General features: G+C 54.6%; 24 protein-coding genes. 21 read left to right on the top strand and 3 right to left on the bottom strand.

The window, feature by feature from the left end; all coding sequences use genetic code 11:
• The first annotated feature begins 139 nt into the window (after window positions 1-139).
• The 5 genes from DWX59_RS08840 to DWX59_RS08860 all read left to right on the top strand — a co-directional run bounded on the left by DWX59_RS08840 (window position 140) and on the right by DWX59_RS08860 (window position 6,777).
• Window positions 140-1,225 (top strand): YkvI family membrane protein, encoded by a 1,086-nt coding sequence (locus DWX59_RS08840; protein WP_117558187.1) that lies wholly within the window; start codon window positions 140-142, stop codon window positions 1,223-1,225.
• A 74-nt stretch (window positions 1,226-1,299) separates the two neighbouring features.
• Window positions 1,300-2,805, top strand: coding sequence for a phosphate--AMP phosphotransferase (locus DWX59_RS08845; RefSeq protein WP_117558189.1), 1,506 nt, complete (start codon window positions 1,300-1,302; stop codon window positions 2,803-2,805).
• Window positions 2,802-4,046, top strand: coding sequence for a BaiN/RdsA family NAD(P)/FAD-dependent oxidoreductase (locus DWX59_RS08850; protein ID WP_117558191.1), 1,245 nt, complete (start codon window positions 2,802-2,804; stop codon window positions 4,044-4,046). Before DWX59_RS08845 ends, DWX59_RS08850 begins: the two co-directional genes overlap by 4 nt.
• Before the next feature lie 53 nt (window positions 4,047-4,099).
• The gene (gene cmk / locus DWX59_RS08855; protein WP_117558193.1) at window positions 4,100-4,783 is read left to right on the top strand and encodes a (d)CMP kinase; all 684 of its coding nucleotides are present in this window, start codon (window positions 4,100-4,102) and stop codon (window positions 4,781-4,783) included.
• The gene (locus DWX59_RS08860; protein WP_117558195.1) at window positions 4,780-6,777 is read left to right on the top strand and encodes a bifunctional 4-hydroxy-3-methylbut-2-enyl diphosphate reductase/30S ribosomal protein S1; all 1,998 of its coding nucleotides are present in this window, start codon (window positions 4,780-4,782) and stop codon (window positions 6,775-6,777) included. Before cmk ends, DWX59_RS08860 begins: the two co-directional genes overlap by 4 nt.
• A gap of 126 nt (window positions 6,778-6,903) precedes the next feature.
• On the opposite strand, the gene DWX59_RS08865 is transcribed toward DWX59_RS08860, so the two are convergent.
• Window positions 6,904-7,995, bottom strand: coding sequence for a GHKL domain-containing protein (locus tag DWX59_RS08865; RefSeq protein ID WP_235844987.1), 1,092 nt, complete (start codon window positions 7,993-7,995; stop codon window positions 6,904-6,906).
• A 245-nt stretch (window positions 7,996-8,240) separates the two neighbouring features.
• Window positions 8,241-8,969, bottom strand: a complete 729-nt coding sequence (locus DWX59_RS08870) for a LytR/AlgR family response regulator transcription factor (protein WP_117558199.1) — start codon at window positions 8,967-8,969, stop codon at window positions 8,241-8,243.
• Between the two features lie 217 nt (window positions 8,970-9,186).
• On the opposite strand from DWX59_RS08870, the gene DWX59_RS08875 reads away from it, so the two are divergent.
• The 16 genes from DWX59_RS08875 (at window position 9,187) to DWX59_RS08945 (ending at window position 25,087) form a co-directional block, all read left to right on the top strand.
• The gene (locus tag DWX59_RS08875) at window positions 9,187-9,399 is read left to right on the top strand and encodes an alpha/beta-type small acid-soluble spore protein (protein ID WP_008725198.1); all 213 of its coding nucleotides are present in this window, start codon (window positions 9,187-9,189) and stop codon (window positions 9,397-9,399) included.
• A 54-nt stretch (window positions 9,400-9,453) separates the two neighbouring features.
• On the top strand, window positions 9,454-9,588 hold the full coding sequence (locus DWX59_RS29595; RefSeq protein ID WP_264469805.1) for a hypothetical protein: 135 nt from the start codon (window positions 9,454-9,456) through the stop codon (window positions 9,586-9,588).
• A 12-nt stretch (window positions 9,589-9,600) separates the two neighbouring features.
• Window positions 9,601-10,695, top strand: coding sequence for a cobalt-precorrin 5A hydrolase (locus DWX59_RS08880; RefSeq protein ID WP_117558202.1), 1,095 nt, complete (start codon window positions 9,601-9,603; stop codon window positions 10,693-10,695).
• A gap of 51 nt (window positions 10,696-10,746) precedes the next feature.
• Window positions 10,747-11,937 carry a cobalt-precorrin-5B (C(1))-methyltransferase CbiD gene (cbiD, locus tag DWX59_RS08885; protein ID WP_117558204.1) on the top strand — a complete coding sequence of 397 codons (1,191 nt, stop codon included), beginning with the start codon at window positions 10,747-10,749 and terminating at the stop codon, window positions 11,935-11,937.
• A 30-nt stretch (window positions 11,938-11,967) separates the two neighbouring features.
• A complete protein-coding gene (gene cobM, locus DWX59_RS08890) occupies window positions 11,968-13,557 on the top strand; it encodes a precorrin-4 C(11)-methyltransferase (RefSeq protein WP_117558630.1) in 1,590 nt (529 codons plus the stop codon).
• Entirely contained in the window at window positions 13,547-14,410 is an 864-nt protein-coding gene (cobK, locus tag DWX59_RS08895) for a precorrin-6A reductase (RefSeq protein ID WP_117558206.1), read from the top strand. Before cobM ends, cobK begins: the two co-directional genes overlap by 11 nt.
• The gene (gene cbiE, locus DWX59_RS08900; RefSeq protein WP_117558208.1) at window positions 14,400-15,719 is read left to right on the top strand and encodes a precorrin-6y C5,15-methyltransferase (decarboxylating) subunit CbiE; all 1,320 of its coding nucleotides are present in this window, start codon (window positions 14,400-14,402) and stop codon (window positions 15,717-15,719) included. Before cobK ends, cbiE begins: the two co-directional genes overlap by 11 nt.
• Window positions 15,704-17,251: a cobyrinic acid a,c-diamide synthase CobB gene (locus tag DWX59_RS08905; RefSeq protein WP_117558210.1), complete on the top strand. Its 1,548-nt coding sequence runs from the start codon at window positions 15,704-15,706 to the stop codon at window positions 17,249-17,251. The genes cbiE and DWX59_RS08905 overlap by 16 nt, the downstream gene beginning before the upstream one ends.
• Window positions 17,241-18,299: a nicotinate-nucleotide--dimethylbenzimidazole phosphoribosyltransferase gene (cobT, locus tag DWX59_RS08910; RefSeq protein ID WP_117558211.1), complete on the top strand. Its 1,059-nt coding sequence runs from the start codon at window positions 17,241-17,243 to the stop codon at window positions 18,297-18,299. Before DWX59_RS08905 ends, cobT begins: the two co-directional genes overlap by 11 nt.
• Before the next feature lie 63 nt (window positions 18,300-18,362).
• Window positions 18,363-18,926: a bifunctional adenosylcobinamide kinase/adenosylcobinamide-phosphate guanylyltransferase gene (locus DWX59_RS08915; RefSeq protein ID WP_117558214.1), complete on the top strand. Its 564-nt coding sequence runs from the start codon at window positions 18,363-18,365 to the stop codon at window positions 18,924-18,926.
• 48 nt (window positions 18,927-18,974) lie between these two features.
• Complete coding sequence (locus DWX59_RS08920; protein WP_117558216.1) at window positions 18,975-19,820, top strand: adenosylcobinamide-GDP ribazoletransferase; 846 nt, start codon at window positions 18,975-18,977, stop codon at window positions 19,818-19,820.
• Complete coding sequence (locus DWX59_RS08925; protein ID WP_117558218.1) at window positions 19,817-20,254, top strand: bifunctional adenosylcobinamide kinase/adenosylcobinamide-phosphate guanylyltransferase; 438 nt, start codon at window positions 19,817-19,819, stop codon at window positions 20,252-20,254. Before DWX59_RS08920 ends, DWX59_RS08925 begins: the two co-directional genes overlap by 4 nt.
• Before the next feature lie 36 nt (window positions 20,255-20,290).
• Window positions 20,291-21,274 carry an adenosylcobinamide-phosphate synthase CbiB gene (cbiB, locus tag DWX59_RS08930; protein ID WP_117558220.1) on the top strand — a complete coding sequence of 328 codons (984 nt, stop codon included), beginning with the start codon at window positions 20,291-20,293 and terminating at the stop codon, window positions 21,272-21,274.
• Window positions 21,275-21,462: 188 nt separating this feature from the next.
• The gene (locus tag DWX59_RS08935) at window positions 21,463-22,623 is read left to right on the top strand and encodes a pyridoxal phosphate-dependent aminotransferase (RefSeq protein WP_117558222.1); all 1,161 of its coding nucleotides are present in this window, start codon (window positions 21,463-21,465) and stop codon (window positions 22,621-22,623) included.
• Between the two features lie 112 nt (window positions 22,624-22,735).
• Window positions 22,736-24,322: a cobyric acid synthase gene (locus DWX59_RS08940; protein WP_117558224.1), complete on the top strand. Its 1,587-nt coding sequence runs from the start codon at window positions 22,736-22,738 to the stop codon at window positions 24,320-24,322.
• Between the two features lie 114 nt (window positions 24,323-24,436).
• Window positions 24,437-25,087 (top strand): precorrin-8X methylmutase, encoded by a 651-nt coding sequence (locus DWX59_RS08945; RefSeq protein WP_117558226.1) that lies wholly within the window; start codon window positions 24,437-24,439, stop codon window positions 25,085-25,087.
• Between the two features lie 5 nt (window positions 25,088-25,092).
• Here the strand turns inward: DWX59_RS08945 and DWX59_RS08950 are convergent, their stop codons facing one another.
• Window positions 25,093-26,499, bottom strand: a complete 1,407-nt coding sequence (locus tag DWX59_RS08950) for an amidophosphoribosyltransferase (protein ID WP_117558228.1) — start codon at window positions 26,497-26,499, stop codon at window positions 25,093-25,095.
• Window positions 26,500-26,731: the final 232 nt, after the last annotated feature.

Consider the following 26,731-nt stretch of genomic DNA (forward strand, 5'->3'; position numbering starts at 1 on the left):
GATGCCTGCACCGCCCGGGTGCAGGGATACAGGATGGTTTAGATGAGGAATGGAGTGGCACGGTGGGATACCGTGCCATTCTTTTAAGACACGGCCCGGGAAAACAAAAAATCCACGCAGGGTCAGGAGAGGATGGAAGATGGGGAATATCGATGGCAGATGTGATAAAAAGGCTGTGATGAAATACGCCGGGGCTTTTATTGCCTGGGTGATTGGCTCGGGCTTTGCAACCGGGCAGGAAATCCTCCAGTTCTTCACAAGCTATGGCTATTACAGCTATGGTGTGGTGGTACTGAACCTGGTTGGGTTCCTGTTTCTGGGGCATATGCTTATGACCACGGGATATGCCCACAAAAAGGACGGCGGATTTAACCATTTTACCTATTATTGCGGAAAAAGGGCGGGAACCTTTTATTCATGGCTGGTCCTGGGAACCTTATTGCTGCTGATTGCCGTCCTGGTCTCAGGGGCAGGCGCCGCCCTGTCTGAGTATTATGGGCTGAACCGGTATATTGGCTCCCTGATTATGTCGGCCCTGGTCTTAGGGGCATATCTGGTTGGGTTTGAGCGCCTGATCCGGATCGTGTCTGCCATCGGTCCTGTGATTATCGTATTTACCTTGTTTGTGGGGGTGGTTACCGTAATCCGGGATTTTGGGAACATCACCCAGGCAGGGGAGTATGGGACGGCGCTGGCAGGGCTTCGGCCATCGCCCAGCTGGATGGTCAGTTCTGTTTTGTACCTGTCCCTTAATTTCCTCAGCGGCAGTACGTATTTCACTGCCCTGGGAATGACTGCCAAAAGCAGGAAGGACGCAAAATGGGGGGCAATCTGGGGCGCGGCCACCCTGGTCCTGTCAATTGCAATCATGAACACGGCCATCCTGCTCCATGGCGGGACAGCGGCGTCCCTGTCCGTACCTACCCTGTATCTTGCAAAGGAAATTTCCTTTGTGCTGGGGGTCGTGTTCTCCATCGTACTGGTCCTGGGCATTTTTTCCTCCTGTTCCACCATGATGTGGACGGTCTGCAACCGGATTCCCCTGCCGCCGGGAACCGGAAGACACGGCATGGCTGCGGCGGTAACCGTATTTACCTATATCCTGGGCATGCTTCCATTCGCTAAACTGGTGAACCTGTTCTATCCCCTGGTGGGGTACCTGGGCCTTGTGTTCGTTGCCTGCGTCCTATACAGGGGCATAAAAGGATTATTTGTTCTCCAATGATAAAAAGTATGGTATACTGGATAAAATAGTAAAGAGCCTATGGTGATGCGCTTCAAGACAAGGAGGAACTGCATATGCTGGAAAAGATTGATTTAAATAAAACCGTGGATAAGAAATCGTACCGCAGGGTGATGGATGAGGCCTCCCGGAAACTGGGGCTGCTGCAGCGGGAGTGCAAGGCAGCGGGGATTCCGGTCATGATTGTGTTTGAGGGCATGGGAGCAGCCGGCAAGGGGGTCCAGATCAACCGGCTGATCCAGTCCCTGGACCCAAGAGGATTTGACGTGTATGCCTGCGACAGGCCCACTGAGGATGAGCAGATGCGTCCCTTCCTCTGGCGTTACTGGACCAAGACCCCGGCCAACGGCAGGATTGCCATATTTGACAGAAGCTGGTACCGCAGCGTGCAGGTGGACCGGTTTGACGGACTGACAACCGAGGACAAGCTGGAGGGCGCCTATCAGGACATCCTGTCCTTTGAAAAGCAGCTAAGCGATGGCGGGACGGTCATCATCAAATTTTTCCTGTATATTGATAAGGAGGAACAGAAAAAGCGGTTTAAAAAGCTGGACGCTTCCAAGGAAACCTCCTGGAGGGTCACAAAGGAGGACTGGGAGAGGAACAGGCACTATGAACGCTATCTCAGGATGAATGAGGAAATGCTTGAGAAGACAGACACGGATTATGCGCCGTGGGCCATCATTGAATCAGTGGATAAGGATTATGCTGCCACCAAGATCGTGTCCTCTGTCATGGACAGGCTTCAGTACGAGCTGGAGAAAAGGAAGGCCTCAGCAGACAGTAGGACAGTGGGTACGGCGCCGGCCACCACCAGGGAGCGCTTTAAGAACGGCGTGTTGTCCGGGATTGACCTTTCCAAGAGCCTGACAGAAGAAGCGTACAAGGAGCAGGTAAAAAAGCTTCAGAAGCGGTTATCCGAACTGCACAGTGAACTGTACCGGTTAAGGATTCCCGTGGTGATCGGGTTTGAGGGCTGGGATGCAGGCGGCAAGGGCGGGGCCATCAAACGTCTGACAAGCCAGCTGGATCCCAGGGGCTACCGGGTGAACCCCACGGCAGCGCCCAATGACATTGAGAAGGTACACCACTATCTGTGGCGTTTCTGGAACAATGTGCCAAAGGCGGGCCATATTGCCATCTTTGACCGCACCTGGTACGGCAGGGTCATGGTGGAACGGATTGAGGGGTTCTGCAGCGAGGCGGAGTGGAAACGGGCATACCAGGAGATCAACGAGATGGAATCCCACATGGCCAATGCCGGCGCCGTGGTGCTTAAGTTCTGGCTCCATATTGACAAGGATGAGCAGGAGCGCAGGTTCAAGGAGCGCCAGGCAGATCCCATGAAGCAGTGGAAGATAACGGACGAGGACTGGCGCAACCGCGAGAAGTGGGACATGTATGAGGAAGCGGTCAACGAGATGCTGGTGCGCACTTCCACCACCTATGCGCCATGGATCGTGGTGGAAGGCAATGATAAGCGGTATGCCAGGGTAAAGGTCTTAAGGACGGTTGTGGATGCCCTGGAAAAGAAAATTAAGGAAGTAAAAGAAAAAAGATGAGCAATACAAAAGAGATAATAATTGCAGGCGGCGGGGCGGCGGGCATGGTTGCTGCCATTGCAGCGGTAAGGGAAGGCGCGCACGTGCACCTGTTTGAGAAGAATGAGAAGCTGGGCAAAAAGATATTCATTACGGGCAAGGGGCGCTGCAATGTGACCAATGCCTGTGATATGGAGGAAATGCTGGCAGCGGTGGTGAATAACCCCAAGTTCCTGTACAGCAGCTTTTACGGGTTTACAAACCAGGATATGATGGAGCTGCTTAAACAGGCCGGACTCAGGCTGAAGGTGGAGCGGGGCGGCCGCGTATTCCCTGAGTCGGACAAGTCGTCTGATGTAATCGCAGCCCTTTCTTCTATTTTAAAGAGGGAGGGGGTGGAAGTCCGCCTGAACCACAGGGTGGAAGGTCTGGCCGTGGAAGACGGCGTGTGCAGGGGAATCCGTGTGGGCGGCTGTGTGCAAAGCGGGGACCGCGTGATCGTGACCACGGGCGGCCTGTCCTATCCGGCCACCGGTTCCACGGGCGATGGATATGGATGGGCCAGGGAGTGCGGCCATAAGATTACAGACCTGTCCCCGGCCCTGGTGCCTTTTGAGGCAGGGGAACTGGATACGGTAAAGGAATTGCAGGGGCTGTCCCTTAAGAACGTGGAGGCGGCCATATACGCTGGCAGGAAAGAGCTGTACCGGGATTTCGGGGAAATGCTGTTCACACATTTCGGCGTCAGCGGCCCGCTGCTCCTGAGCGCCAGCTCATTTGCAGCCAAGGCCATCAGGAAACAGCCCCTGCGGCTGGTCATTGACCTTAAGCCGGCGCTGACAAGGGAGCATCTGGATGAGAGGATCCTGCGGGACTTTTCAGAAAGCAGGAACAGGCAGTTTAAAAACTCGCTGACCCATCTGTATCCGGCCAAGCTGATTCCGGTCATCATAAAGCGCAGCGGCATTGACCCGGATAAAAAGGTCAATGAAATTACGAAAGAGGAACGGTCCGGACTGGTGCGGACCACCAAGGAACTGGAGTTTACCCTCACAGGCCTCAGGGATTACAAAGAGGCAATCATTACCCAGGGCGGCATATCGGTCCGGGACGTGAATCCCGGGACCATGGAATCCAAGCATGTCCGGGGTCTGTACTTTGCAGGGGAGATACTGGATCTGGATGCGGTTACAGGCGGGTATAACCTGCAGATTGCATGGTCCACGGGCTGGGCTGCCGGCAAGGGGGCTGCCAGGGAATGACGTTTCAGACACCGCCCTACCAGATACAAAAAGACAGGAGAGGAACTGGATACATGGGACATTTTAACATAGCAGTGGATGGTCCGGCAGGAGCCGGCAAAAGTACGATAGCCAGGATGGTGGCAGAAAAACTTGGATTCGTGTATGTGGACACAGGCGCCATGTACCGAACCATGGCATTACATTTTATCCGGCTGGGAATCAGCCCCGGGGATGAAGAAGCCATTGCCCGCGCGTGCCGGGATGTGGATGTGACCATCTGTTACAAGGACGGGGCACAGCAGGTCATGCTGAACGGGGAAAATGTCACCGGCCTTATCCGCACCGAGGAGGTGGGCGGCATGGCTTCGGCCACCTCCGTTTATGCGCCGGTAAGGAAGAAGCTGGTGGAACTCCAGCAGGAGCTGGCAAGAAAGACGGATGTGATCATGGATGGCAGGGATATCGGTACCTGCGTGCTTCCGGATGCACCTGCCAAGATTTATCTGACCGCCTCGGTGGAGGTACGGGCAGGCCGCCGGTTCAAGGAACTGACGGAAAAGGGCGTGGGGTGCACCCTGAAGGAGATTGAGGAGGACATCAGGGAGCGCGATTACCGGGATATGAACCGTGAGCACTCCCCGCTCAGGCAGGCCGAGGATGCCGTTCTGTTAGACAGCTCCGGGATGACCATTGAGCAGGTGGCGGATGCCATTATCCGCATTGCCTGTGAACGCGGTCTGGAGGTGGGCGCGTGAGCCGGGAAGGGACGGGGCGCCAGGTAGTGGTGGCAAAAAGCGCAGGCTTCTGCTTTGGCGTGGAACGGGCAGTGGACCAGGTGTACCAGCAGATAGACGCCCTGAAGGCAGGGAAGGCCAAAGGCCCTATCTACACATTTGGCCCCATCATACACAATGAGGAGGTTGTCAAGGACCTGGAGGAAAAGGGGGTCATGGTGCTGGAGGATGAGGCCGCCCTCAGATTCCTGCCAAAGGGACAGGGAACCGTGATCATCCGCTCCCACGGTGTCAGCCGCCATATTTATGACATCCTTGAAGGGCGCGGGGTGGAGATAGTGGACGCCACCTGCCCCTTTGTGAAGAAAATCCACCGCATTGTGTCGGAGCACTCCGGGGCAGGGGACGCGGTCGTGATCATCGGCAGTCCGGAACATCCGGAGGTGGAAGGAATCAGGGGATGGGGGAATGAGTACACTACGGTCGTAAAGGATGGGGCGGGGGTGGATAATTATGTCCTTCCCCAGGGCAAAAAGCTTTGTATCGTGTCCCAAACGACATTTAATTACAACAAATTTAAAGAATTAGTTGAAAAATTTTTAAAAAAGGGTTATGATAGTAGTGTTTTAAATACGATTTGCAATGCAACACAGGAAAGACAAGTGGAGGCGGCGAAGATTGCTTCTCAGGTAGACGCCATGATTGTGATTGGCGGAAGGCATTCATCCAATACCCAGAAGCTATATGAAATTTGCCTCAAGGAGTGTAAGAATACGTCTTACATTCAGACACTCGGCGATTTAGATCCTGATAGTGTATCTTCTGTGCGCAGCGTAGGTATTACAGCTGGGGCATCCACCCCAAAAAAGATTATTGAGGAGGTTCATACCAGAATGGCAGAGCAGAGTTTTGCAGAGTTATTAAAGGAAGAGGAAGAATCAACCAAACCAATACGTACAGGAGAGATAGTCACCGGTCAGGTCATCGAAGTCAGCAAAGATGAGATTATACTGAGTATTGCAGGGAATAAGTCGGAAGGCGTTATTACCCGTGATGAATACAGCAACGACAGTAATGTAGATTTGACTACCAAAGTACAGATTGGTGAGGAGATGGAAGCCAAGGTCATTAAGCTGAATGACGGCGTGGGCATGGTTTCTTTATCCTATAAGCGTATGGCGGCAGACAGGGGCAACAAGCGCCTGGAGGAAGCATTTGAGAACCAGGAAGTCCTGACCGCAAAGGTAGCGCAGGTATTGGACGGCGGCTTAAGCGTCGAGGTTGAGGGCGCAAGGGTGTTCATCCCGGCAAGCCTTGTATCTGACAGCTACGAGAAAGACCTGTCCAAGTATGCAGGACAGGATATTGAGTTCGTCATCACTGAATTCAATCCTAAGAGAAGAAGGATTATCGGCGACAGAAAGCAGCTGCTGGTTGCACAGAAGGCACAGCTGAAGGAAGAACTGTTCTCCAGGATCCAGATTGGTGATGCAGTGGAAGGAACCGTTAAGAACGTAACTGACTTCGGCGCATTCATTGACCTGGGCGGCGCTGACGGACTGCTTCATATCTCTGAGATGAGCTGGGGCCGTGTTGAGAATCCCAAGAAGGTATTCAAGGCCGGCGACCAGGTAAGGGTCCTGATTAAGGACATACAGGGCGAGAAGATTGCCCTGAGCCTGAAGTTCCCGGAGGCAAATCCATGGGTACAGGCATCTGAAAAGTATGCGGTTGGCAATATCGTGGTTGGCCGTGTGGCACGTATGACTGATTTTGGCGCATTTGTTGAGTTGGAGCCAGGCGTGGACGCACTCCTTCATGTATCCCAGATTTCCAGGGAGCATGTGGAAAAGCCTGCTGATGTGCTGAGGATTGGCGAGGAGATTGAGGCAAGGGTCGTTGATTTTAACGAGGCAGACCATAAAATCAGCCTGAGCATCAAGGCTATGATGGCACCTGTACAGCAGGATGCTGATGTGGCTGACGTGGATATTTCACAGTACACAGAAGAATAATACCATAAGCCCGCGATAGGTGAATTGCGGGGATGTGGCAAAGCATTAAGGGACTGGCTATGGGCGCGGTATGCATCCATAGCCTTTTTTAATATTCCTTTTTATGGGCCCATTCTTGGCTTTGGACTATTTCATCAATGGGTTCAGCAGCAGGGAGGCCTCAAAAATCCCGTTCTCGTATGTGAATTTGAGGATGCCATGATACCGCTCCACAAGATACCGCACCGAGGAGGTGCCCGTACCCAGGTCCTCCCGTTTGGAGGACAGGAAACGCCCGTCCTTCAGGCGGATGGCATGGGTATAGGTGTTGCGGATGGAAAGCGCAATCATGGATTTGCCTGCCTGGCCTATATTGATGGCAATGGCGGGGATGCCGGATGTCTGGCGTTCACAGGCTTCCACTGCGTTGGAGAGAAGGTTGCCCAGTATGGTGCAGAAGTCCGTATCAGGCAGGGGGAGGGCTTCGGGCAGGGAGATGGAGGTCTCCACTCCGATGCCCTGGTTCCTGGCCAGATGGATGTAGTAATTCAAAATGGCGTTGGAGGAAATATTGGAACAGTACTGGATTGTGGAAAGGGCCTCAAAACTGCCCAGGTATTCATTGATGTATTCCAGGGCGCAGTCAGGTTTCTTTTCCTCCAGAAGTCCTTTTATGGTAATCAGGTGATGGCGGTAGTCATGCCGTGTTTTCTTCAGCTGGTCCAGATTGTACTGAAGGGTAGCCATCTGGGAGGTCTGTACGCTGGCAAGGAGACGCGTGGTCCTGTACTGCTCGCTGGCAGCATAGCTTTGGGCCAGCCTGGAAAGTATCCTTAAGGTCACATAGTGCACGGTGTAGATGCATGTCAGCCAGCAGATAACGGAAAAGAATGCGTTGGTATGTGTGGCCATGAACTGTTTTGGCATAATATAACCCACGTCAAAGTGATGCACGATGAAAAACAGGACAGGGATGGAGACAAGGCGGCTCCATACCGGAAGCGGACGCGTGTATTCCACGGCCTGGGCCAGGTGCCCGTGCAGCAGGTAATATGCGCTGGAAACAATCAGGGTGAGGAAAAGAAGCTGATACGCAAAGCCGGCGCTGGATATGGGAGCCGTACTGGCCGGGATATTCCGGGAAACGTCCAGAAGGCCTGCAAAGAAAGTGGATATATCCACAAAATTCTTATACAGGAACAGGGAATAGACAGTGACCTGAAGATCTGTCTTTACCATCCATCTGCAGACCAGGACATGGGACGCCATGATCATGCAGTTCCATGGAAGACGGATCCTTTCAGGGGTTTGCTTCAATGCAGCGCAGGTGAGCACGCACACAAAAAAAAGGTATCCCAAGAGAATACCTGTAATTTTAGCCGCAGAATATCTCCATTCTTTGCGGAATGTAAGGAGGAAGGGAAGGATGACATATAATAACTCAGCCAGGATTGTACATACCAGCAGGATACTGACAGGATACATCATATACCTCCATTTAACTTCTGGAACTGGTAATCAGCATAATGCTGATGGATCTGCGGCCGCAGTGTCCTTGTAATCGGCAGATGTTCCCCGGTATTCAGGACAAACTCAGCCTTTTCCAGGGATGTCACCTTGTCCATATTGATGATGCAGTTCCTGTAGCAGCATATGAACTGGGGATAGCAGAGCAGCAGGCTGGAAAAATCGTGAAAACGCATGTAAGTCCTCACAAGCCTGTCCTGCAGATGGATCTGGATGTAATGGTTGCTGTAATCCGTATAGAGGATGTCATCAACGGGCAGCTTGACCATGATCCGGCTTTCTTTTACTTCTATGTAATGACTGCGCTTTCTCTGGGATACGGAACGGAAATAATCCATGGTCTGGCAGAACTTTCCGTAGCGCAGCGGCTTTAACATGTAATCCAGGGCCCGCACCTCATATCCCTTCAGGGCAAAATCCGTGCTGCTGGTGGTAAAGATGATGGTGCACTGGTCATCGTCCCGGCGGATACGCTCGGCAATCCGGATCCCGGAGGCCTCCCCCTTCAGGTAAATGTCAATGAAAACAAGGTCATATCCTCCGGTATGCCAGATGTTAAGGAAGTCGGCTGCAGTATTAAAAATAGTGGTTTTCTGACTGATGTGGGCATCGGAAAAATAAGTGGACACGAATCCGGCCAGCTGTCGCGCATCATCTATGGAGTCATCAATTACTGCGATATTCACGTTGCGCTTCCTTTCTATGATTTAGTCACAAAACCCTACAACTTTTGTGAAAATTTAGTCAAACAACTGTATATAATGGGACAACAGATACAAATTCAGTATAATATACAACAAGTTAAAAAGCAAGAGTAATTGGAATTAGTTGTAAGAACCGTATAGGGTACCCCCTGCCTGGGCATAATCCTTTTGTACTTATATGAAAGGAGTTGTGCATATCATGGGAAAAGCAAAAAAGGCAGAGCCCTTTGACCCTCATAATTTAAGTCCCCAGGACCAGCTGAAATTCGAGATTGCCCAGGAACTGGGCCTGGATTCAAAGGTAATGGAAAGCGGATGGAGGAGCCTTACCGCAAAGGAAAGCGGACGGATCGGCGGCCTGATTACAAAGCGTAAGAGGGAAATGAAAAATGAGGCATTGCAACAGGAATAAATATCTATTATACTAAAACGTGTCCATCCCGGCCAAAGGATGCCCTGGAGCTGTGTGATACGGAGACTCCAGGGGATTCCTGCCAGGCTACCCGGCAGGGAAGGGTCTGGCCGGCCTGTCATTCCTGGCAGCCTGATCCAGGAATATGGATGGGAGGACGGGGAAGTACGGATGGAAGACTACGGATAAAGGAGCAGGGGATTGAAAATCAGTATAACCAGTTTTACAGCCAGGGGAACCAGACTGTGCTGCCAGCTGGCCGGCAGGTTAAACAGCGGGGCGGATGAGTGCACTGCGTTTGTGCCTGGCCGTTTCCTGGATACATATTGTGGGGCAGGGGATGTGGAAGGGCGCATAAGATGCCGGGACATGTCCCTGAGCCAGTGGACCGGGACCATGTTCCGGGAACAGAGTGCCATTGTGTTTGTCGGGGCGGCTGGGATTGCGGTGCGTGCCATTGCGCCGTTTATAAAGGACAAGATGACGGACCCTCCGGTGGTTGTGGTGGATGAAGGGGGCTGCTTTTCTATCCCGATCCTGTCCGGCCACGTGGGCGGGGCCAATGCCCTTGCAGAACGGATCAGCGGATGCATCGGGGCAGTGCCTGTGATTACAACGGCCACTGATGTAAACGGGCTTTTTGCAGTGGATGTATTCGCGGCTGCCAATGGACTGGCCCTGACAGACCGGGAGGCGGCCAGGCAGGTGTCTGCCAGGCTTCTGGACGGAGGGAAAGTGGGGTTCTTCCATGAGTTTGGGGACTGGTCGGCTGGCGTGCCCAGGGGCTGCTGCACGGATCCAGGTGAATATAATATATGGATTACGGTGAGGGACAGCGCCCTGGCGCTGGAACGGAGTCTGGTGGCTGCCGGACCCTGCCATGTGCTCAGGCTGGTTCCCAAGGCAGTTGTGGCAGGTGTGGGCTGCCGCAGGGGAGTGGAGCCTTTGGTCCTGGAACAGCAGGTCCTGGAAGGCTTTAGGAAACATGGCATAGACCCTGCGTCAGTCAAGGCGCTGGCGTCCATTGACCGAAAGAAAGAGGAACCGGCCCTGCTTGCATTGGCAGGAAAGCGGGGCTGGGCCCTGCGGTTTTACAGCGCGGCTGAGCTTGGGCAGATTTGCGGTACCTTCACGGAGTCATCCTTTGTGGAGCAGACCGTGGGGATTGGCAATGTCTGCGAGCGGGCATGTATGGCAGGGGGAGGAAGGCTGCTGTTCGGCAAGGAGGCCGGCGGCGGCGTGACGGTGGCGGCTGCCGTGGAGCCCTTCAAATTAGACATTGAGAAATACAGATAGATATGCTATACTTTTAGTTTATAAGTCAGAGGATAGACAGCAGGTGATACGATGGGAGACTCATACATCTATAAGAATCAGAAAAAATTGAGATGGGGATATACCACGGGTACTTGTGCGGCAGCGGCTTCCTTGGCGGCTGCCGTTATGCTGCTTGGGAGGAACAGGACAGGGCAGGTGTCGGTTGAAACGCCAAAGGGCATACGGCTGGATCTGGAAGTGGAGGATATTTCCATGGGGCGGCACTCTGTTTCCTGCGGCGTGAGGAAGGATGCGGGGGATGACCCTGATGTGACGGACGGCCTTGTGGTGTATTCCAGGGTCAGCTTTGACTGGGAAGAAAATGCCGCGGATGATGTGGAAAATCATGCCGGTGGGTATTATGAGTATAAAAATGATGAGATTTGCCTCCGGTTAACAGGCGGGGTGGGGGTAGGAAGGGTTACAAAAGAAGGATTAAGCTGCGAAGTGGGGAAAGCAGCCATTAACCCCGTGCCGCGCCAGATGATTTTCAGACAGGTGGAGGATATCTGTGCCAGATACCGGTACCGGGGGATGCTGTGGATTGAAATCAGCGTACCGGGGGCCTTGGAGGTGTCCGGGCGTACCTTTAACAGCAAGCTTGGTATCCTGGGAGGAATCTCCATCCTGGGAACCAGCGGCATGGTGGAGCCCATGAGTGAAACAGCGCTTTTGGAAACCATCCGCCTGGAACTGCGGCAGAAAGTGCTGGCAGGACATAGCCGTCTGGTGGTGACGCCGGGGAACTACGGGGAAGCATTTCTGAGGGATCATCTGAAGATTGGGCTTGGACAGGCTGTAAAATGCAGCAATTTCATTGGAAACACCATTGATATGGCTGTGGAAGAAGGCGCAGAAGGAATCCTGCTGGTGGGGCATGGAGGCAAGCTCATCAAACTGGCGGCTGGGATCATGAACACACACTCGTCCGTGGCCGATGGGCGTATGGAGGTGCTGGCAGCCTACGGCGCTGCCTGCGGGGCAGACGCTTATCTGGTCAGCCGGCTTCTGAAGGCCATTACGGTGGACGAAGGCCTGCGGCTGTTGGAAACCAGGGAAGGCCTGAGGAACCAGGTAATGGATCTGGTGATGGAACGTGTGGATGAACATTTAAAAAGGCGTGCGGCCGGGCGGCTGGAGATTGAAGCAGTGGTATTTACCAATGAGAGAGGAATCCTCGGCATCACCCGAGGAGCGGCCAGGCTGCTGGAGCGTGTTTGAAAATTCATGATTATGAAAGGCGGATATTCAATGGTACATATAGTAGGAGCAGGACCGGGCAGCCCGGACCTGATAACGGTAAGGGGACAGCGGCTTCTTGGGGAGGCTGACGTGATTATTTATGCCGGTTCCCTGGTGAATCCGGAACTTCTGGCCTTTGCCAGGAAAGGGGCCGCTGTTTACGACAGCGCCGGGATGACGCTGGAAGAGGTGATGGCTGTTGTGGAACAATCCTACCAGGCAGGGCTTGCCGTGGTGCGCCTGCACACAGGTGACCCGTGTCTGTATGGGGCTATCCGGGAGCAGATGGACTGGATGGACAGGCAAGGAATCCCATATGACATATGTCCTGGCGTAAGTTCCTTATGCGGTGCGGCATCTGCCCTTGGGATGGAATATACCCTTCCCGGCGTGACCCAGAGCGTGGTAATCACCAGGATGGCTGGAAGGACATCGGTTCCGGAAAAGGAATCCATACGCAGCTTTGCGGCCCATGGGGCTTCCATGGTCATATTCCTGAGCGCGGGTATGCTGGAGGAATTGTCACGGGAACTGACGGCGGGGGGATACAGGCAGGATACGCCTGCAGCCATTGTTTATAAAGCCACGTGGCCGGAGGAAAAGGTGGTGCGCTGCACCGTGGGTACGCTGCAGGAGTCCGCACAGCGGGAAGGGATTAGGAAGACGGCGCTGATCATAGTGGGGGACAGTGTGGCCCAGGGCGGATATGAGCGGTCCAGGCTGTATGATCCCGTATTCACCACTGAATTCAGGGCAGGACAGGGAGATGCTGTTAATGCTGCTGAGGAGAGCGGGGGTGTAAAAGGTGTAATTGCAGGGGATGAAGGCTACAGGCTGCATTCGGCTGATACGGGATATATCAGGCCAGGTACCATGTATGTGGTAGGAATGGGACCGGGAAGCATGGACCAGATGACAGGCGATGCCCTGGAAGCTTTAAAGCGCTGCCAGGTCATTGCCGGATATACGGTTTATGTGGATCTTATCCGTGAGCATTTTCCTCACAAACAGTTCCTGACAACGGCAATGACAAGGGAAGAGGAACGGTGCCGCAGGGCGTTGGAATGCTGCATGGAGGGCAATGACACGGCAATGATATGCAGCGGCGACGCGGGCATCTATGGAATGGCGGGGCTGATACTGGAACTGGCAGGACAATATCCCGGAGTCCAGGTGGAAATCGTGCCCGGGGTTACGGCTGCCAGCGCGGGCGCCGCGGTGCTGGGAGCGCCTTTGATGCATGACTTTGCAGTCATCAGCCTCAGTGACAGGCTGACTCCTTTGGACGATATATGGGACCGGGTAGAGTCGGCTGCCCGGGCCGGTTTTGTCATCTGCATGTATAATCCGGCCAGCAAGGGCAGACCGGATTATTTCAGGCAGGCATGTGAGCGGATCCTTAAGTACCGGTGCGGGGATACGGTGTGCGGTCTTGTATCCAATATAGGCAGGGAAGGGCAGCACATGGAGGTGATGAGCCTCAGGGAAATAAAAGACAGGGCGGTGGATATGTTTACCACGGTCTACATAGGCAGCCCGCGCACAAGGAAAATCGGGCAGTATATGGTAACTCCCAGAGGTTACAGGTATGAGGGATGATAAGGCATGGAAGCACAGGAAAGAGACAGGCGGCCAGCCGGGGCAAAGAAAGGCGGTCCTTTTTGCAGGGACAACGGAGGGGCGTCTGCTGGCAGCATATCTGACAGGCCTTGGATGCCGGACCGTTGTGTGTGTGGCAACGGAGTATGGACGGGATGTTCTGGTACAGGATGGTTTGGCCGGCGGGACAGATGGCAAAGGCCCGGATGACCGCCTTCTGGATATCCGGCAGGGCCGCCTGGACCAGAAGTCCATGGAGGGACTGCTGGAAGAAGTCCGGCCCGGGATGGTGATTGACGCCACCCATCCATATGCGGCAGAGGTGTCGGAAAATATCAGGCGGGCCTGTACGGCATTTCCTCACATCCTGTTCATCCGGTGCCTGCGGAGGGAAAGCGGGGCCTGGGACAATCCCGTCATCCGTGTGCCGGATGTAAGGGCAGCGGTTCAGTGGCTGGCGGGACAGGAGGGCAATATACTGGTTACCACGGGCGTTAAGGAGCTTTCTGCTTTCTGCAGCCTTCCTGATTACCGTAAGAGGATATACGCCAGGGTGCTGCCGTCCGTGGAATCCGTGGACATGTGCAGGACGCTGGGATATGAAGGACGCCATATCATTGCCATGCAGGGCCCTTTTTCAATGGAAATGAACCTGGCCCTGTTAAGGGAGTTCAAATGCCGGTTTCTTGTGACAAAAGATGGAGGAAAGACCGGGGGCATGGAGGAGAAGCTGGAGGCCTCCAGGGCAGCGGGGGTACGGACCCTGCTGATTGACAGGCCAAAAAGCGCCGGAGGCATTTCCCTGGAGGATGTAAAAAAGCAGATAAAGGAGTGGATGGAACATGAAAGATGAGAACGCATTTTCCCAGGAGCAGCGGCCGGTTGTGTATCTGGTGGGCATCGGCATGGGCGGTGAGGACCAGCTTACCGGCCGGGCCATGGACTGCCTGGAAGCTGCCCAGGTAATTACCGGGGCAGACCGGATGCTTGAGAGCGTGCGCCCTTACACCGAGGGAAAGCGCGTGTTTTCCGCCTACAAGCCCAGTGAGATGGTGCAGTGGCTGGGAAGCTTCAAATGGGAGGAGGCGGCCCTGGTGCTTTCCGGCGACACCGGATTCTACAGCGGCGCGGAAGCAGCTGCCAAGGCATTCATGAGGGAAGGATGGGATGTGGAATACGTTCCCGGCGTATCCAGCCTGTCCTATTTCTGCGCCAGACTGGGGAAGAGCTGGCAGAATGTGCATCCGGTCAGCAGCCATGGACGGGAGTGTGATGTGGTGGCCCATATAAGGAACCACAGGTCCTGTTTTATCCTGCTTGGCGGGCCGGGAAGCGTGTCCTCCCTGTGCAGGCAGCTGGTGGGCAGCGGCATGAGCCATGTGGATATATGGGCCGGGGAAAACCTCTCCTATGAAGATGAGCGCATTACCTGGGCCATGACGCCGGCCGAGCTTATCATGGAGGATGAACACCGGCCTTTTGGAAGCCTGGCCTGTGTCCTGGTGGAAAATGACGGTGCTTTGGAGGAACAGCTTTATCCGGTCAAGGGGCCTGAGGACAGCGAATTCATCCGGGGACCGGTTCCCATGACAAAGTCAGAGGTGCGCAGGCTGTCATTGGAAAAACTCCGCATCGGCCATGGCGCTGTGTGTTATGATATTGGCGCAGGGACCGGTTCCGTGGCAGTGGAGATGGGACTGGAAATCCGGCGCAGGGGCGGAAACGGGGAAGTTTATGCCATTGAGCGCAGCCTGGACGCCCTTCAGCTTATACAGTCCAACTGCCAGAAATTCCATGGAGGCTGGCAGGGCTTCCATATTGTAGAAGGCGGGGCGCCGGAGGCAATGGAGGGCCTGCCCCCGCCAACCCATGCCTTTATCGGGGGAAGCGGCGGAAAGATGCAGGCAATTGTGGAGGCGCTTGTGGCAGCTAATCCCGGGGTAAGGATAGTGGCCAATGCCATTACGCTGGAAACCCTTGGGGAGATTTTGGACTGTATGAGGAACTTCGGATTCCAGGACACGGAGCTGACCCAAATCTGGGCGGCAAAGGTGGAGACGGTGGGCGCTTATCATATGCCAAAAGCACAGAACCCGGTATATATTGCGGTGATGCAGAACCCATCTTTGGACAGTGAGGAGATTCAATGGCAGGAGTTATGATAGCGGCTCCTAAAAGCGGCAGCGGAAAGACCATGATTACCTGCGGCCTTCTTAAGCTGCTTGACAGGAGAGGATGGAACCCGGCCCCCTTTAAATGCGGCCCTGATTACATTGACGGCCTGTTCCACAACCAGGTGCTGGGACTGGAAAGCGGGAACCTGGACAGCTTTTTTGAGGAACCGGACCATATGCGTGAGAAAATATCCCACATAACTCCCGGTTGTTTTGTGGTGGCTGAGGGGGTCATGGGATACTTTGATGGCTTGGGAGGAATTTCCGTTAAGGGAAGTTCTTGGGAAATATCCCAGATTCTTGAACTGCCTGTCATCCTGGTGGTGGACGCCAAGGGGGCCAGCCTGTCGCTGGCAGCCCAGGTTAAGGGGTTCCTGGAATACGTACCCAGGGATGAAGGGGGAAAGGAAATAAAGTGTGTCAGCCGGATCGGAGGTGTGCTGTTTAACCGCATATCCCCCATGATATATGGAAGGATAAAGGCGCTGGTGGAGGAACAGCTTCACGTCCCGGTCATCGGTTATGTGCCGGAGCTTGGGTTTTTGCAGGTGGGAAGCCGGCACCTGGGGCTGGTCCTGCCGGATGAGATTGACGGGCTTAAGGAACAGATGGAACGGCTGGCCGACTGCATGGAAAATACCGTGGACTTGGATGTGCTGGCCATGGTTTGCAGCGGTAAGGAAAAAATGGGGCAATCGGGTTCCGGCATGCCGGGACATCGTACCCAACCGGGCCAGGCAGATTCCGGCATGACACATCCTGCCCAACCAGGGCAGAAAGATTCCTGCAGTGCACATACCCCCATGCCACGGTGTGGAAAAGACAGGACCACGTCCGTCACTCATATATGTGAAAAAAGAACAGACAGGAAATTCTCCCTGGGTGTGGCGCTGGATGAGGCGTTCTGTTTTTACTACAGGGATAATCTGGATGCCCTGGAACGTGCAGGGGCCAGGCTGGTATACTTCAGCCCCCTTCATGATAAAAAGATACCGGATGATCTGGACGGCCTGGTTTTTGGCGGAGGATATCCTGAGAACCATGCAGGGGAATTGGCCGCCGGCCAATCCATGCGTGATTCGGTGGCGGCCGCGGCCGCCAGGGGAATGCCCATACTGGGGGAATGCGGGGGATATCTCTATCTGCTTGATACACTACAGGGCATTGACGGAAAGGATTATCCCATGGCAGGCGTCCTGCCTGGCCGCGGCTTTAAGGGGGACAGAAAGGGACGCTTCGGTTATATCACCCTCAGCGCGGACGGAATCCTTCCGTACATGCTGCCGGGCATGGAGATAAAGGGACATGAGTTCCATTACTGGGACTGTGAGTGCCGGGATGAGGAATACAGGATGACGGCCAGGAAACCGGCGGGCGGCCGGTCATGGCGCTGCATGCGGACCAGAGGAAATGTGATGGCCGGTTTCCCGCATTTATATTATCCCTCCTGTCCTGGTTTTGCAGCGCGGTTTGCAGACAGGTGCATTGTATTTGGAAGGAAGATGGGACATGAATCTTGAGGAAATGGTAAAATCAGTTAAAGAGGCTGATGGGACAGCCGTAAAACAGGCCCTCAGACGCTGGGACCAGGTGGCAAAGCCGCTGAACAGCCTGGGTGTCCTGGAGGAGGACATTGTGCGGATTGCAGGGGCATCCGGCACAGCCGCGGTTGATATCGGCAAAAAGGCCATTGTGGTAATGTGCGCTGACAATGGAATCGTGGAGGAGGGGGTGACCCAGACCGGGCAGGAGGTTACTGCCATTGTGGCGGGGAACATGGCAAAGGGCTGTTCCTGTGTCTGCATCATGGCCAGGAAGGCCGGTGCGGATGTAATCCCCATTGATGTGGGAATCGCAGGCCATGATTCCATTCCCGGCCTGCTGCCAAGAAAGGTTGCAGGAGGCACCCGGAATTTCCTGAAGGGGCCGTCCATGAGCCGCGGGCAGGCCCTCAAGGCCATGGAGGCGGGTATCAGGACTGCCTTTGAACTGAAAGAAAAGGGATACGGGCTGGCCGGTTCCGGGGAAATGGGGATTGGCAATACAACCACCAGCAGCGCAGTACTGTCCGTGCTTCTGGACCAGGAGCCGGAGAAGGTGACCGGGCGGGGCGCAGGCCTTACCACAGATGGATACAGCCGGAAAATCCAGGTCATAAAAGATGGGATTGCCCTTCACTGTCCGGACAGGACGGACCCGGTGGACGTGCTTGCCAAGGTAGGGGGATTTGACCTGGCGGCCCTGGCCGGCTTTTACATCGGATGCGGTATGGTACGCCTGCCGGCGGTGCTGGACGGCCTGATTACCGGTGCGGCAGCCCTGGCAGCAGTTGGAATCTGCCCCAGGGTCAGGGACTTTTTGCTGGCATCCCATGTTTCGGCAGAGCCTGCCGGGGAAATGGTGCTGGAGGCCCTGGGGCTCCGCCCTGCCATCCGGGCAGGAATGTGTCTGGGAGAGGGGACGGGTGCGGCAGCGCTTTTCCCCCTTCTTGACATGGCGGCAGCCGTGTACAATCAGATGAGCAGTTTTGAGGAAATCCAGGTAGGCCGGTATGAACACCTGGTCTGATACATATCTGCCCCTGACAGCGCAGGAACAGCGTTCCATGAAGTCCGAAGGGAGGGATGGCCTGTGATATATCTTGTGACAGGCGGCAGCGGCAGCGGCAAATCAGAGTACGCGGAACACCTTGTGATGTCCTCCGGCTGCCCGGTGCGCTATTATGTGGCGACCATGACCGTGTATGGGGAAGAGGGGAAGGCAAAGGTCCTGCGCCACCAGGAACTGCGCAGGGGGAAGGGATTCATCACGGTGGAATGCCCGGTAAACGTGGATACGGCCCTGTCCGGTATCAGCAGCAATCAGGAGGAGGATGCCCCGGAGGATGCCGCCCTGCTTCTGGAGTGCGTGTCCAACCTGGCTGCCAACGAGATGTTTGCAGACAGCGTGGAGGAGCTTGGAAATGCCGCCATTAACAGACTGGCAGGCAAACTGGCCGGTGATATCCTCTCCCTGGCACCCAGGGTCAGGGACATGGTCATTGTCACCAATGAGGTGGCGTCTGACGGTATCACATACAATCCGGGGACGGATCAGTACATACGCCTGATGGGACTTGTTAACAGGCGCCTCGGGGCATGTTCCCACCAGGTGGTGGAAGTGGTGTACGGCATTCCTGTTGTATGGAAGGGATAACGGAAAACCGCGATGCAAAAAAGACAGAGGAGAGGAGCTGATTAACGGATGAATGGGATTTATTCCTGCATAATAGCTGTTTCCATGTATTCCAAGATACCCATGCCCACAGTGGAATGGACAGAGGAACGGATGCGCCATGTCATGTGCTTTTTCCCCTTTGTGGGCATGGTGCAGGGCATGGTGCTGGGACTTTGGTTTTATCTGGGGCTGGATTTATTTGGCCTGGATCCCCTGACGGTCGCGCTGGCAGCGGCAGCCGTTCCTCTCCTTGTAACAGGCGGTATCCATATGGACGGCTTCATGGATACCATGGATGCCATCCACTCCTATGGCGGACGGGAGAAAAAACTGGAAATCCTGAAGGACCCGCATCTGGGGGCGTTCGCTGTCATATCACTGGCAGTCTATCTCCTTCTGTATCTGGGGGCGGCTAATGAGTATGTGCAGTACCTTTCCGGCTGTGAAGGGGACTTAAGATTCCTGCTTTACGGAATGCCTGCCCTGGTATTCGTGATGGAACGGGCATTCAGCGGACTTTCGGTGGTCTTATTCCCATCTGCCAAAAAGGACGGGCTGGCAGCGGGATTTGCCAGGACAGCAGTAAAACGTACGGACAGGGCGGTGCTGGCTGTCTGGCTGGCCCTATGCATGGCCATTGCCTTTTTGCTGGGATGGAAAATGAACGGATTGGCCGGGGCATGCGCGTTAAGCCTTGGCCTGGGATTGGTCCATCTCCTTGTATTCTGGTGGTATCACAGGATGTCGTCAAATGAATTTGGCGGTATCACAGGGGATCTGGCCGGCTGTTTCCTTCAGGTATGCGAGCTGGCCGGACTGGCCCTGCTGGCGGCCCTGTTAAAGACAGGAGGACTTGGAGGTCATATCATATGATTCTGGTTATTGGAGGAAGAGGACAGGGCAAGAGGGAATTTGCCTTGCAGAATTTGATACCGGAGGACGAAGCGCCAATGGTCCGGTGGGCGTCCGGCAGGGACGAGGGATGGGAATCCTATATGAAAAGCAGGTATTGCTGTGATTTCCACCTGTTTATCAGACGTCTTATGAACCGGGAGGTTGGGGTAGGGGCCGGCGGGAATCCCTGGATGCCCGGGGATCAAAAGCAGATGGAAGTAATCCTGAAAGCCCTGCTTCAGGATGTGCCGGACCGGATACTTGTGACAGATGAAATCGGCTATGGGATTGTTCCGGCAGATGCCGCGGAACGGCAGTACCGGGAGGAAACAGGCAGGCTGTGCTGCCTTGCGGCCAAAGAGGCCCGACAGGTCTGGCGGGTCTTATGCGGCCTGGGACAGAGAATAAAGTGACCAAATATGTGACCAAATGGAGGACGGAATACGAACATGGCTGGATGGTTTGAAGTATGGAAACTGCATGGGACGGCACTGCTTGCCGGATGCGTCCTGGACTGGATCCTCGGTGACCCGTATCATTTCCCCCACCCCGTACGTCTGATGGGGCGGATGATTTCATGGCTGGAAGGCAGCTTGAGGAAACGGCTGGAAGCCAGGGAACTGGCGGCCGGTTTTTTCCTCACGGCCGTCATGTGCGCGGTGTGGTTCCTGATTCCCTGGTCCGTACTGCGTGTATTGCGGCAAATGTCCTATCCATCCCTTTGGATCATCCCCTTTTCCGTGGAGACCATCCTCTGTTACCAGATGCTTGCGGCCAGAAGCCTGTGCACGGAGAGCATGAAGGTATGCCGCAGCCTGGAGTCCGGGGACGTGGAGAGGGCCAGGAACCAGGTGTCCATGATTGTGGGAAGGGATACGGCGGTGCTTGATTCAGCCGGCATTGCCAGGGCCGCCATTGAGACCGTGGCGGAGAATGCATCTGACGGGGTGGTGGCCCCGTTCCTTTTCATGGCCCTGTTCGGACCGGCCGGGGGGATGCTCTATAAGGCAGTTAACACCATGGACTCCATGATAGGGTATAAGAATGAAACATACATGCTTTTTGGAAGGACGGCGGCAAAACTGGATGATATCCTGAACTTCATCCCCTCCCGCCTGACCGGAGGCCTTATGGTGCTGGCCGCCTTTTTCCTTCCGGGAATGGACGGAGTCCATGGCTGGCGCATCCTGATGCGGGACAGGCATAAGCATGCAAGCCCTAATTCGGCCCAGGCCGAGGCAGCGTGTGCAGGCGCACTGCATCTTAGGCTGGCAGGGGACGCATGGTATTTTGGCATCCTGCACAAAAAGCCGTTTATCGGGGATGACGACCGCCCGGTGTGTCCCATGGATATTAAGAGGGCCAACCGGCTCATGTTTGCAGCGGAGGGGATTCTCATGGCCGGGCTGGCAGCTGCCCTGTTCCTGGCATGACAAAGGCCATTTTACGGAAAGCAGTATTTACAGATAGAAGTATTTACAGACAGAAGTATTTACAGAAAGCAGTATTTACGGAAAGCAGTATTTGCGGAAAGCAATATTTACAGATAGCAGTATTTGCGGAAAGCAATATTTACAGATAGCAGCATCTGCGGATAAGGGTTTGAGAGGAGGGACGATTCATGCAGTATCAGCACGGAGGGGATATCTACACCCAGGAAATCCATATGGACTATTCCGCCAATTTAAATCCCCTGGGGCTTCCGGACGGGGTGAGGAAGGTGCTTGCATCCTGTATACATACAGATGTGTGCAGCGTGTACCCGGACAGCCGCTGCGGGAAGCTGCGGGAAGCCCTGGGCCGGCTCCATGAAGTGCCAAAGGACTGGATTATCTGCGGAAATGGGGCGGCGGATCTTGTATTCGGCCTGGCCCATGGCTGTATGCCAAGGCGCGGACTGGTGACGGCCCCGGCCTTTTCCGAATATGAGCAGGCAATGAGGACCTGCGGATGCAGCGTGGACTACCTGTTCCTGGAGGAAAAGGAAGGATTTTCACTGAATGTGGAAGCCCTTCTTCAGCGGATCATAGGGGCGGCGGGGGAAGGCAGGCCGTATGACATGGTATTCCTGTGCAATCCCAATAATCCAACGGGTATACCCGTGCCAACAGGGGAAATCAGACGGGTGGCAGAGGTATGTCTCCAATCCGGCACCCGCCTGATCATGGACGAATGCTTCTGTGATTTCCTGGATGAACCGGAGGCCTGCTCCGCAATCCCTTTCCTGGGGGAATATCCCAATCTTTTTGTGCTCAAGGCATTTACCAAGCTGTATTCCATGGCGGGACTTCGGCTGGGATACGGTCTTTGCAGTGACGGAAACCTTCTTGAACGCCTGCGTGAGGTAAGGCAGCCCTGGTCCGTATCGGGCCTGGCCCAGAAAGCGGGCGAGGCAGCCCTTAAAGATTTGGATTTCGTCAGGCGGACAAGGGAAGTGGTTGGGACGGAACGGGAGTGGATGCGAGGGGAACTGGAAAAACTTGGGTTTACTGTGTATGGGTCCCGGGCCAACTATGTGTTTTTCAAGGCCTTCCAGGGGGAAGGGGATACCGGGCCGGACAGCCCCTCGGGCCGGGATATGCAGACGCCCCCCAAGGGCTGGCTGTATCACCGGCTATTGGAACACAAGGTGCTCATACGCAGCTGCAGCAATTATCCTGGCCTTAATCGCTCCTTTTACCGGGTCTGCGTAAAGACGCGGGAGGAGAACAGGCGGCTGATGGAGTACATGGGGAAAGCGGTAAAAGAGGAAAACGGGGCAAAACGCAACGGGCCAGAATGAAACGGGCCAGAATGAATCGGCCCAGAATGGAACGGCCCGAAATAAAATGGTCCAAAATGAAACGGCCCCAAAATAAAACATCCCCAAATTGAACGAGCAGAGGAGAACGATAATGGCGAAACCAATCATGATTCAGGGAACCATGTCCAATGCGGGAAAAAGCATCCTGGCGGCCGGACTTTGCCGTATATTCAAGCAGGACGGATACAGGACCGCGCCGTTTAAATCCCAGAACATGGCATTGAATTCCTATATTACATCAGAAGGCCTGGAGATGGGCCGGGCCCAGGTGGTCCAGGCAGAGGCGGCAGGCATAAGCCCTCATGTGGATATGAACCCGATCCTGCTGAAGCCCACCACGGATGTGGGTTCCCAGGTGATTGTCCATGGCGTTGCCAGGGGGAACATGAAGGCCAGGGATTACTTTGCCATGAAACGCAGCCTGATTCCGGAAATCATGGCCTCCTATGAACGGCTGTCCGGGTCCCATGACATCATTGTCATTGAAGGCGCGGGAAGCCCGGCGGAAATTAACCTCAAATCAGACGATATCGTGAACATGGGCCTTGCAGAGCTGGTGGACGCCCCGGTGCTGCTGGCTGGCGACATTGACAGGGGCGGTGTGTTTGCCCAGCTTTACGGCACCGTGGCCCTTTTAGAACAGGAGGAGCGGCAGCGGGTCAAGGGGCTTATCATCAACAAATTCCGTGGGGACAGATCCATCCTGGACCCGGGTGCCGCGATGCTGGAACATCTTTGCGGCATACCGGTAATCGGGGTGGTGCCGTATATGGATGTGGATATTGAGGACGAGGACAGCTTAAGCGCCCGTCTGGAAAACGGCCAGGCATCCGGTTTGGTGGACCTGGCGGTCATCCGTCTGCCGCGGATATCCAACTTTACGGATTTTAATGTGTTTTCCAGGATTCCCGGGGTGTCCCTGCGCTATGTTTCCAGGGTTTCAGAGTTAGGGACGCCGGACCTGGTATTTCTCCCGGGCACAAAGAATACCATGGATGACCTGCTGTGGATGCGGCAGAACGGCCTGGAGGCCGCAGTTCTTAAGCTGGCCCATAAACAGGTGCCCATATGGGGAATCTGCGGCGGATACCAGATGATGGGGGAGGTCCTTAGGGATGCCGGCGGGGTGGAGTCCGCGGACGTAAGGGAGACAGCCGGTATGGGGCTGCTTCCGCTGTGCACTGATTTCCAGGAAGAAAAGGTGCGTACCCAGGTGGAAGGCTCCCTTGGGGAGCTGGACGGCGTCCTGGCCCCGTTGTCAGGCCAATGCATCGGCGGTTATGAAATCCATATGGGCCGCACTGCCATTGACAGGGAAAACGGCGCCATGGATACCGCAATGCTGGTTTCCTGGCGCCGGGAACCCGTAATCTGCCGTCCTGTCTCCTATGTGATGGAGATACAGGACAGGGACCGGCCTGGCTGTGATGGGAAACGGGTAAAGGAAGACGGATGGAACAGGGGGAATATCTACGGGGCATACATTCACGGTATCTTCGACCATCCGGGGATAGCGGAGACCATTGTATCCTCCCTGGCAGCCAAAAAGGGGATATCCATGGACGAGGTAAAGGCAGGGGATTACAGTGCCTACCGTCAGCAGCAGTATGACAAGCTGGCAGATGTGCTGCGGTCCAGTCTGGATATGGATGCCATCTATAAGATGATGGGGTTATAGGACGCAGAAAGACTGCTTTTAAGGCAATGACGGCAATAGACCTGAACAGACCCACAAAACCGTAACGGACCGGCAGCAGGGGCTTTGGGATGCCATATAAGGAGACGAGACAGGATGTTAAATATACAATTGGAACAGGTGCTCCCATCAGAGATAGAGCGCCGAAGTTTTGAACTGATTGACCAGGAACTTAAGTCAATGGGAATCCGGCTTAAGCCGGAACAGGAGCCGGTCATCAAACGGGCCATCCATACCACGGCTGATTTTGAGTACGCCGGGAACCTGGTATTTTCTGAGCACGCAGTACAGAAGGGAATCGACGCCCTCAAACAGGGGGCGGTAATCGTCACGGACACCAATATGGGATGGTCAGGGGTGAATAAAAGGAAGCTGTCTGCCCTGGGAGGGGAGGCGCTCTGCTTCATGGCAGATAAGGACGTGGCCGAGGAGGCGGCAGAAAAAGGGACCACCAGGGCAGTGGCCAGCATGGAGAAGGCGGCCCGGTTATTTGGAAGGAGCCGTCCCTGCATCTTTGCCATCGGCAATGCCCCCACTGCTTTGATCCGCCTATATGAGCTGGTGAAGGAGGGGAGCATTTCCCCGTCCCTGGTCATAGGGGCGCCGGTCGGTTTTGTGAACGTGGTACAGTCCAAGGAACTGATCCTTACCCTTGAGGACACGCCGTACATTGTGGCAAAAGGAAGAAAGGGGGGCAGCAACGTGGCGGCCGCCATCTGCAATGCCCTCCTTTATCAGATTGGATGATTGATTTATTTTTTTCCGTTCCAGCAATAGGTGCAGAGCTTACATGGGGAAATGCCGATGGATTCCACCAGGTCGTCCAGCCTGTGGTAACGGAGTGTGGTAAAGTTCAGGCGCTTCCGGATTTCCTCCATCATCTCCTTGTAATTACCGCTGTCCGGGTTGGCGTAGTCTGCCAGCAGTTCATCCGATACGCAGCCGCCTTCCCTGTCCCTGATGATACGTCTGGTAATCAGGTCCAGCTCCGAGGAGGAGCGGGAGAAATTAAGATAGGGACAGCCAAACATAAGGGGCGGGCAGGCAGGCCTGATATGCACTTCCTTTGCGCCGCTCTGGTAAAGGAATTCGGAGGTCTCGCCCAGCTGGGTCCCCCTGACAATGGAGTCGTCAATCAGCAGCAGCTTTTTGCCGCGGATCAGCGAGTCCACGGGAATCAGCTTCATTTTCGCAATCAGGTTGCGCTGGCCCTGGTTCTGGGGCATGAAGGAACGGGGCCAGGTAGGCGTGTATTTGATGAAAGGGCGTGCAAAGGGGATGCCGGATTCATTGGCATAACCGATGGCATGGGCGATTCCTGAATCAGGTACGCCGGCCACCACGTCGGGCCTTGCCTCATCGCGTTTGGCCAGAAGCTTTCCGCATTCATAGCGCATGCTTTCCACGTTGACCCCCTCATAGGTGGAGGTGGGATAGCCGTAGTAGACCCAGAGGAAAGAGCAGATTTTCATCTCCTGTCTTGGGGGGCTCATGGTTTCCACACATTCCGGGGTAATGAATACGATTTCGCCGGGGCCCAGCTCCTTGTAGTCAGAGTAGCCCAGGTTGATAAAGGCAAAGCTCTCAAAGGAGGCGCAGAAAGCATCCTCCTTTTTTCCGATTACAACAGGCGTCCTGCCGTATCTGTCCCTGGAGGCGTAGATGCCTTTTGGGGTCAGCAGCAGTATGGTCATGGAACCTTCAATCCGTTCCTGCGCATATAAAAGCCCTTCCACCAGGGATGACTTCTGGTTAATCAGGGCAGCCACCAGCTCCGTGGAATTAATACGCCCGTGGCTCATCTCCATAAAATGTATATGTCCGTTCCGGAATGCTTCCTGTATCAGCTCGTCCTGGTTGTTGATCTTGCCCACCGTTGTTATGGCAAAACTTCCCAGGTGTGACTGGATTAATAAGGGCTGGGGTTCATTATCGGAAATACATCCAATCCCATAATATCCCTCCAGCTCGTTTAAATCGCCGTCAAACTTTGTACGGAACGGGCTGTTTTCTATATTATGGATGGAGCGGGCAAAGCCCTGTTCCCCGTACACGGCCATACCGCCGCGTTTCGTGCCAAGATGGGAGTGGTAATCGACTCCGAAAAAAAGATCCAATGTACAGCTGTTCTTAGATGCAACACCAAATATTCCGCCCATGTATATGCCCTCTTTGATAGTAGTGATTTGTGATCAGTGATTTGTAATCCTGCCTGTTACAGGACTTATCATAACATATATTAGCATTGGAGGACAATATGAATGTTATATTATTTATACTTATAATGCATCATAAGCAGTACGGGGCCAACCGGACAATTGCAAAATAATGGGACTCATTGTATAATTAATAGATATATTAACAGCCGGGATTTCAGGAAGATATTTCACG

This window comes from Enterocloster aldenensis, assembly GCF_003434055.1.
GTDB classification, from domain to species: domain Bacteria; phylum Bacillota; class Clostridia; order Lachnospirales; family Lachnospiraceae; genus Enterocloster; species Enterocloster aldenensis.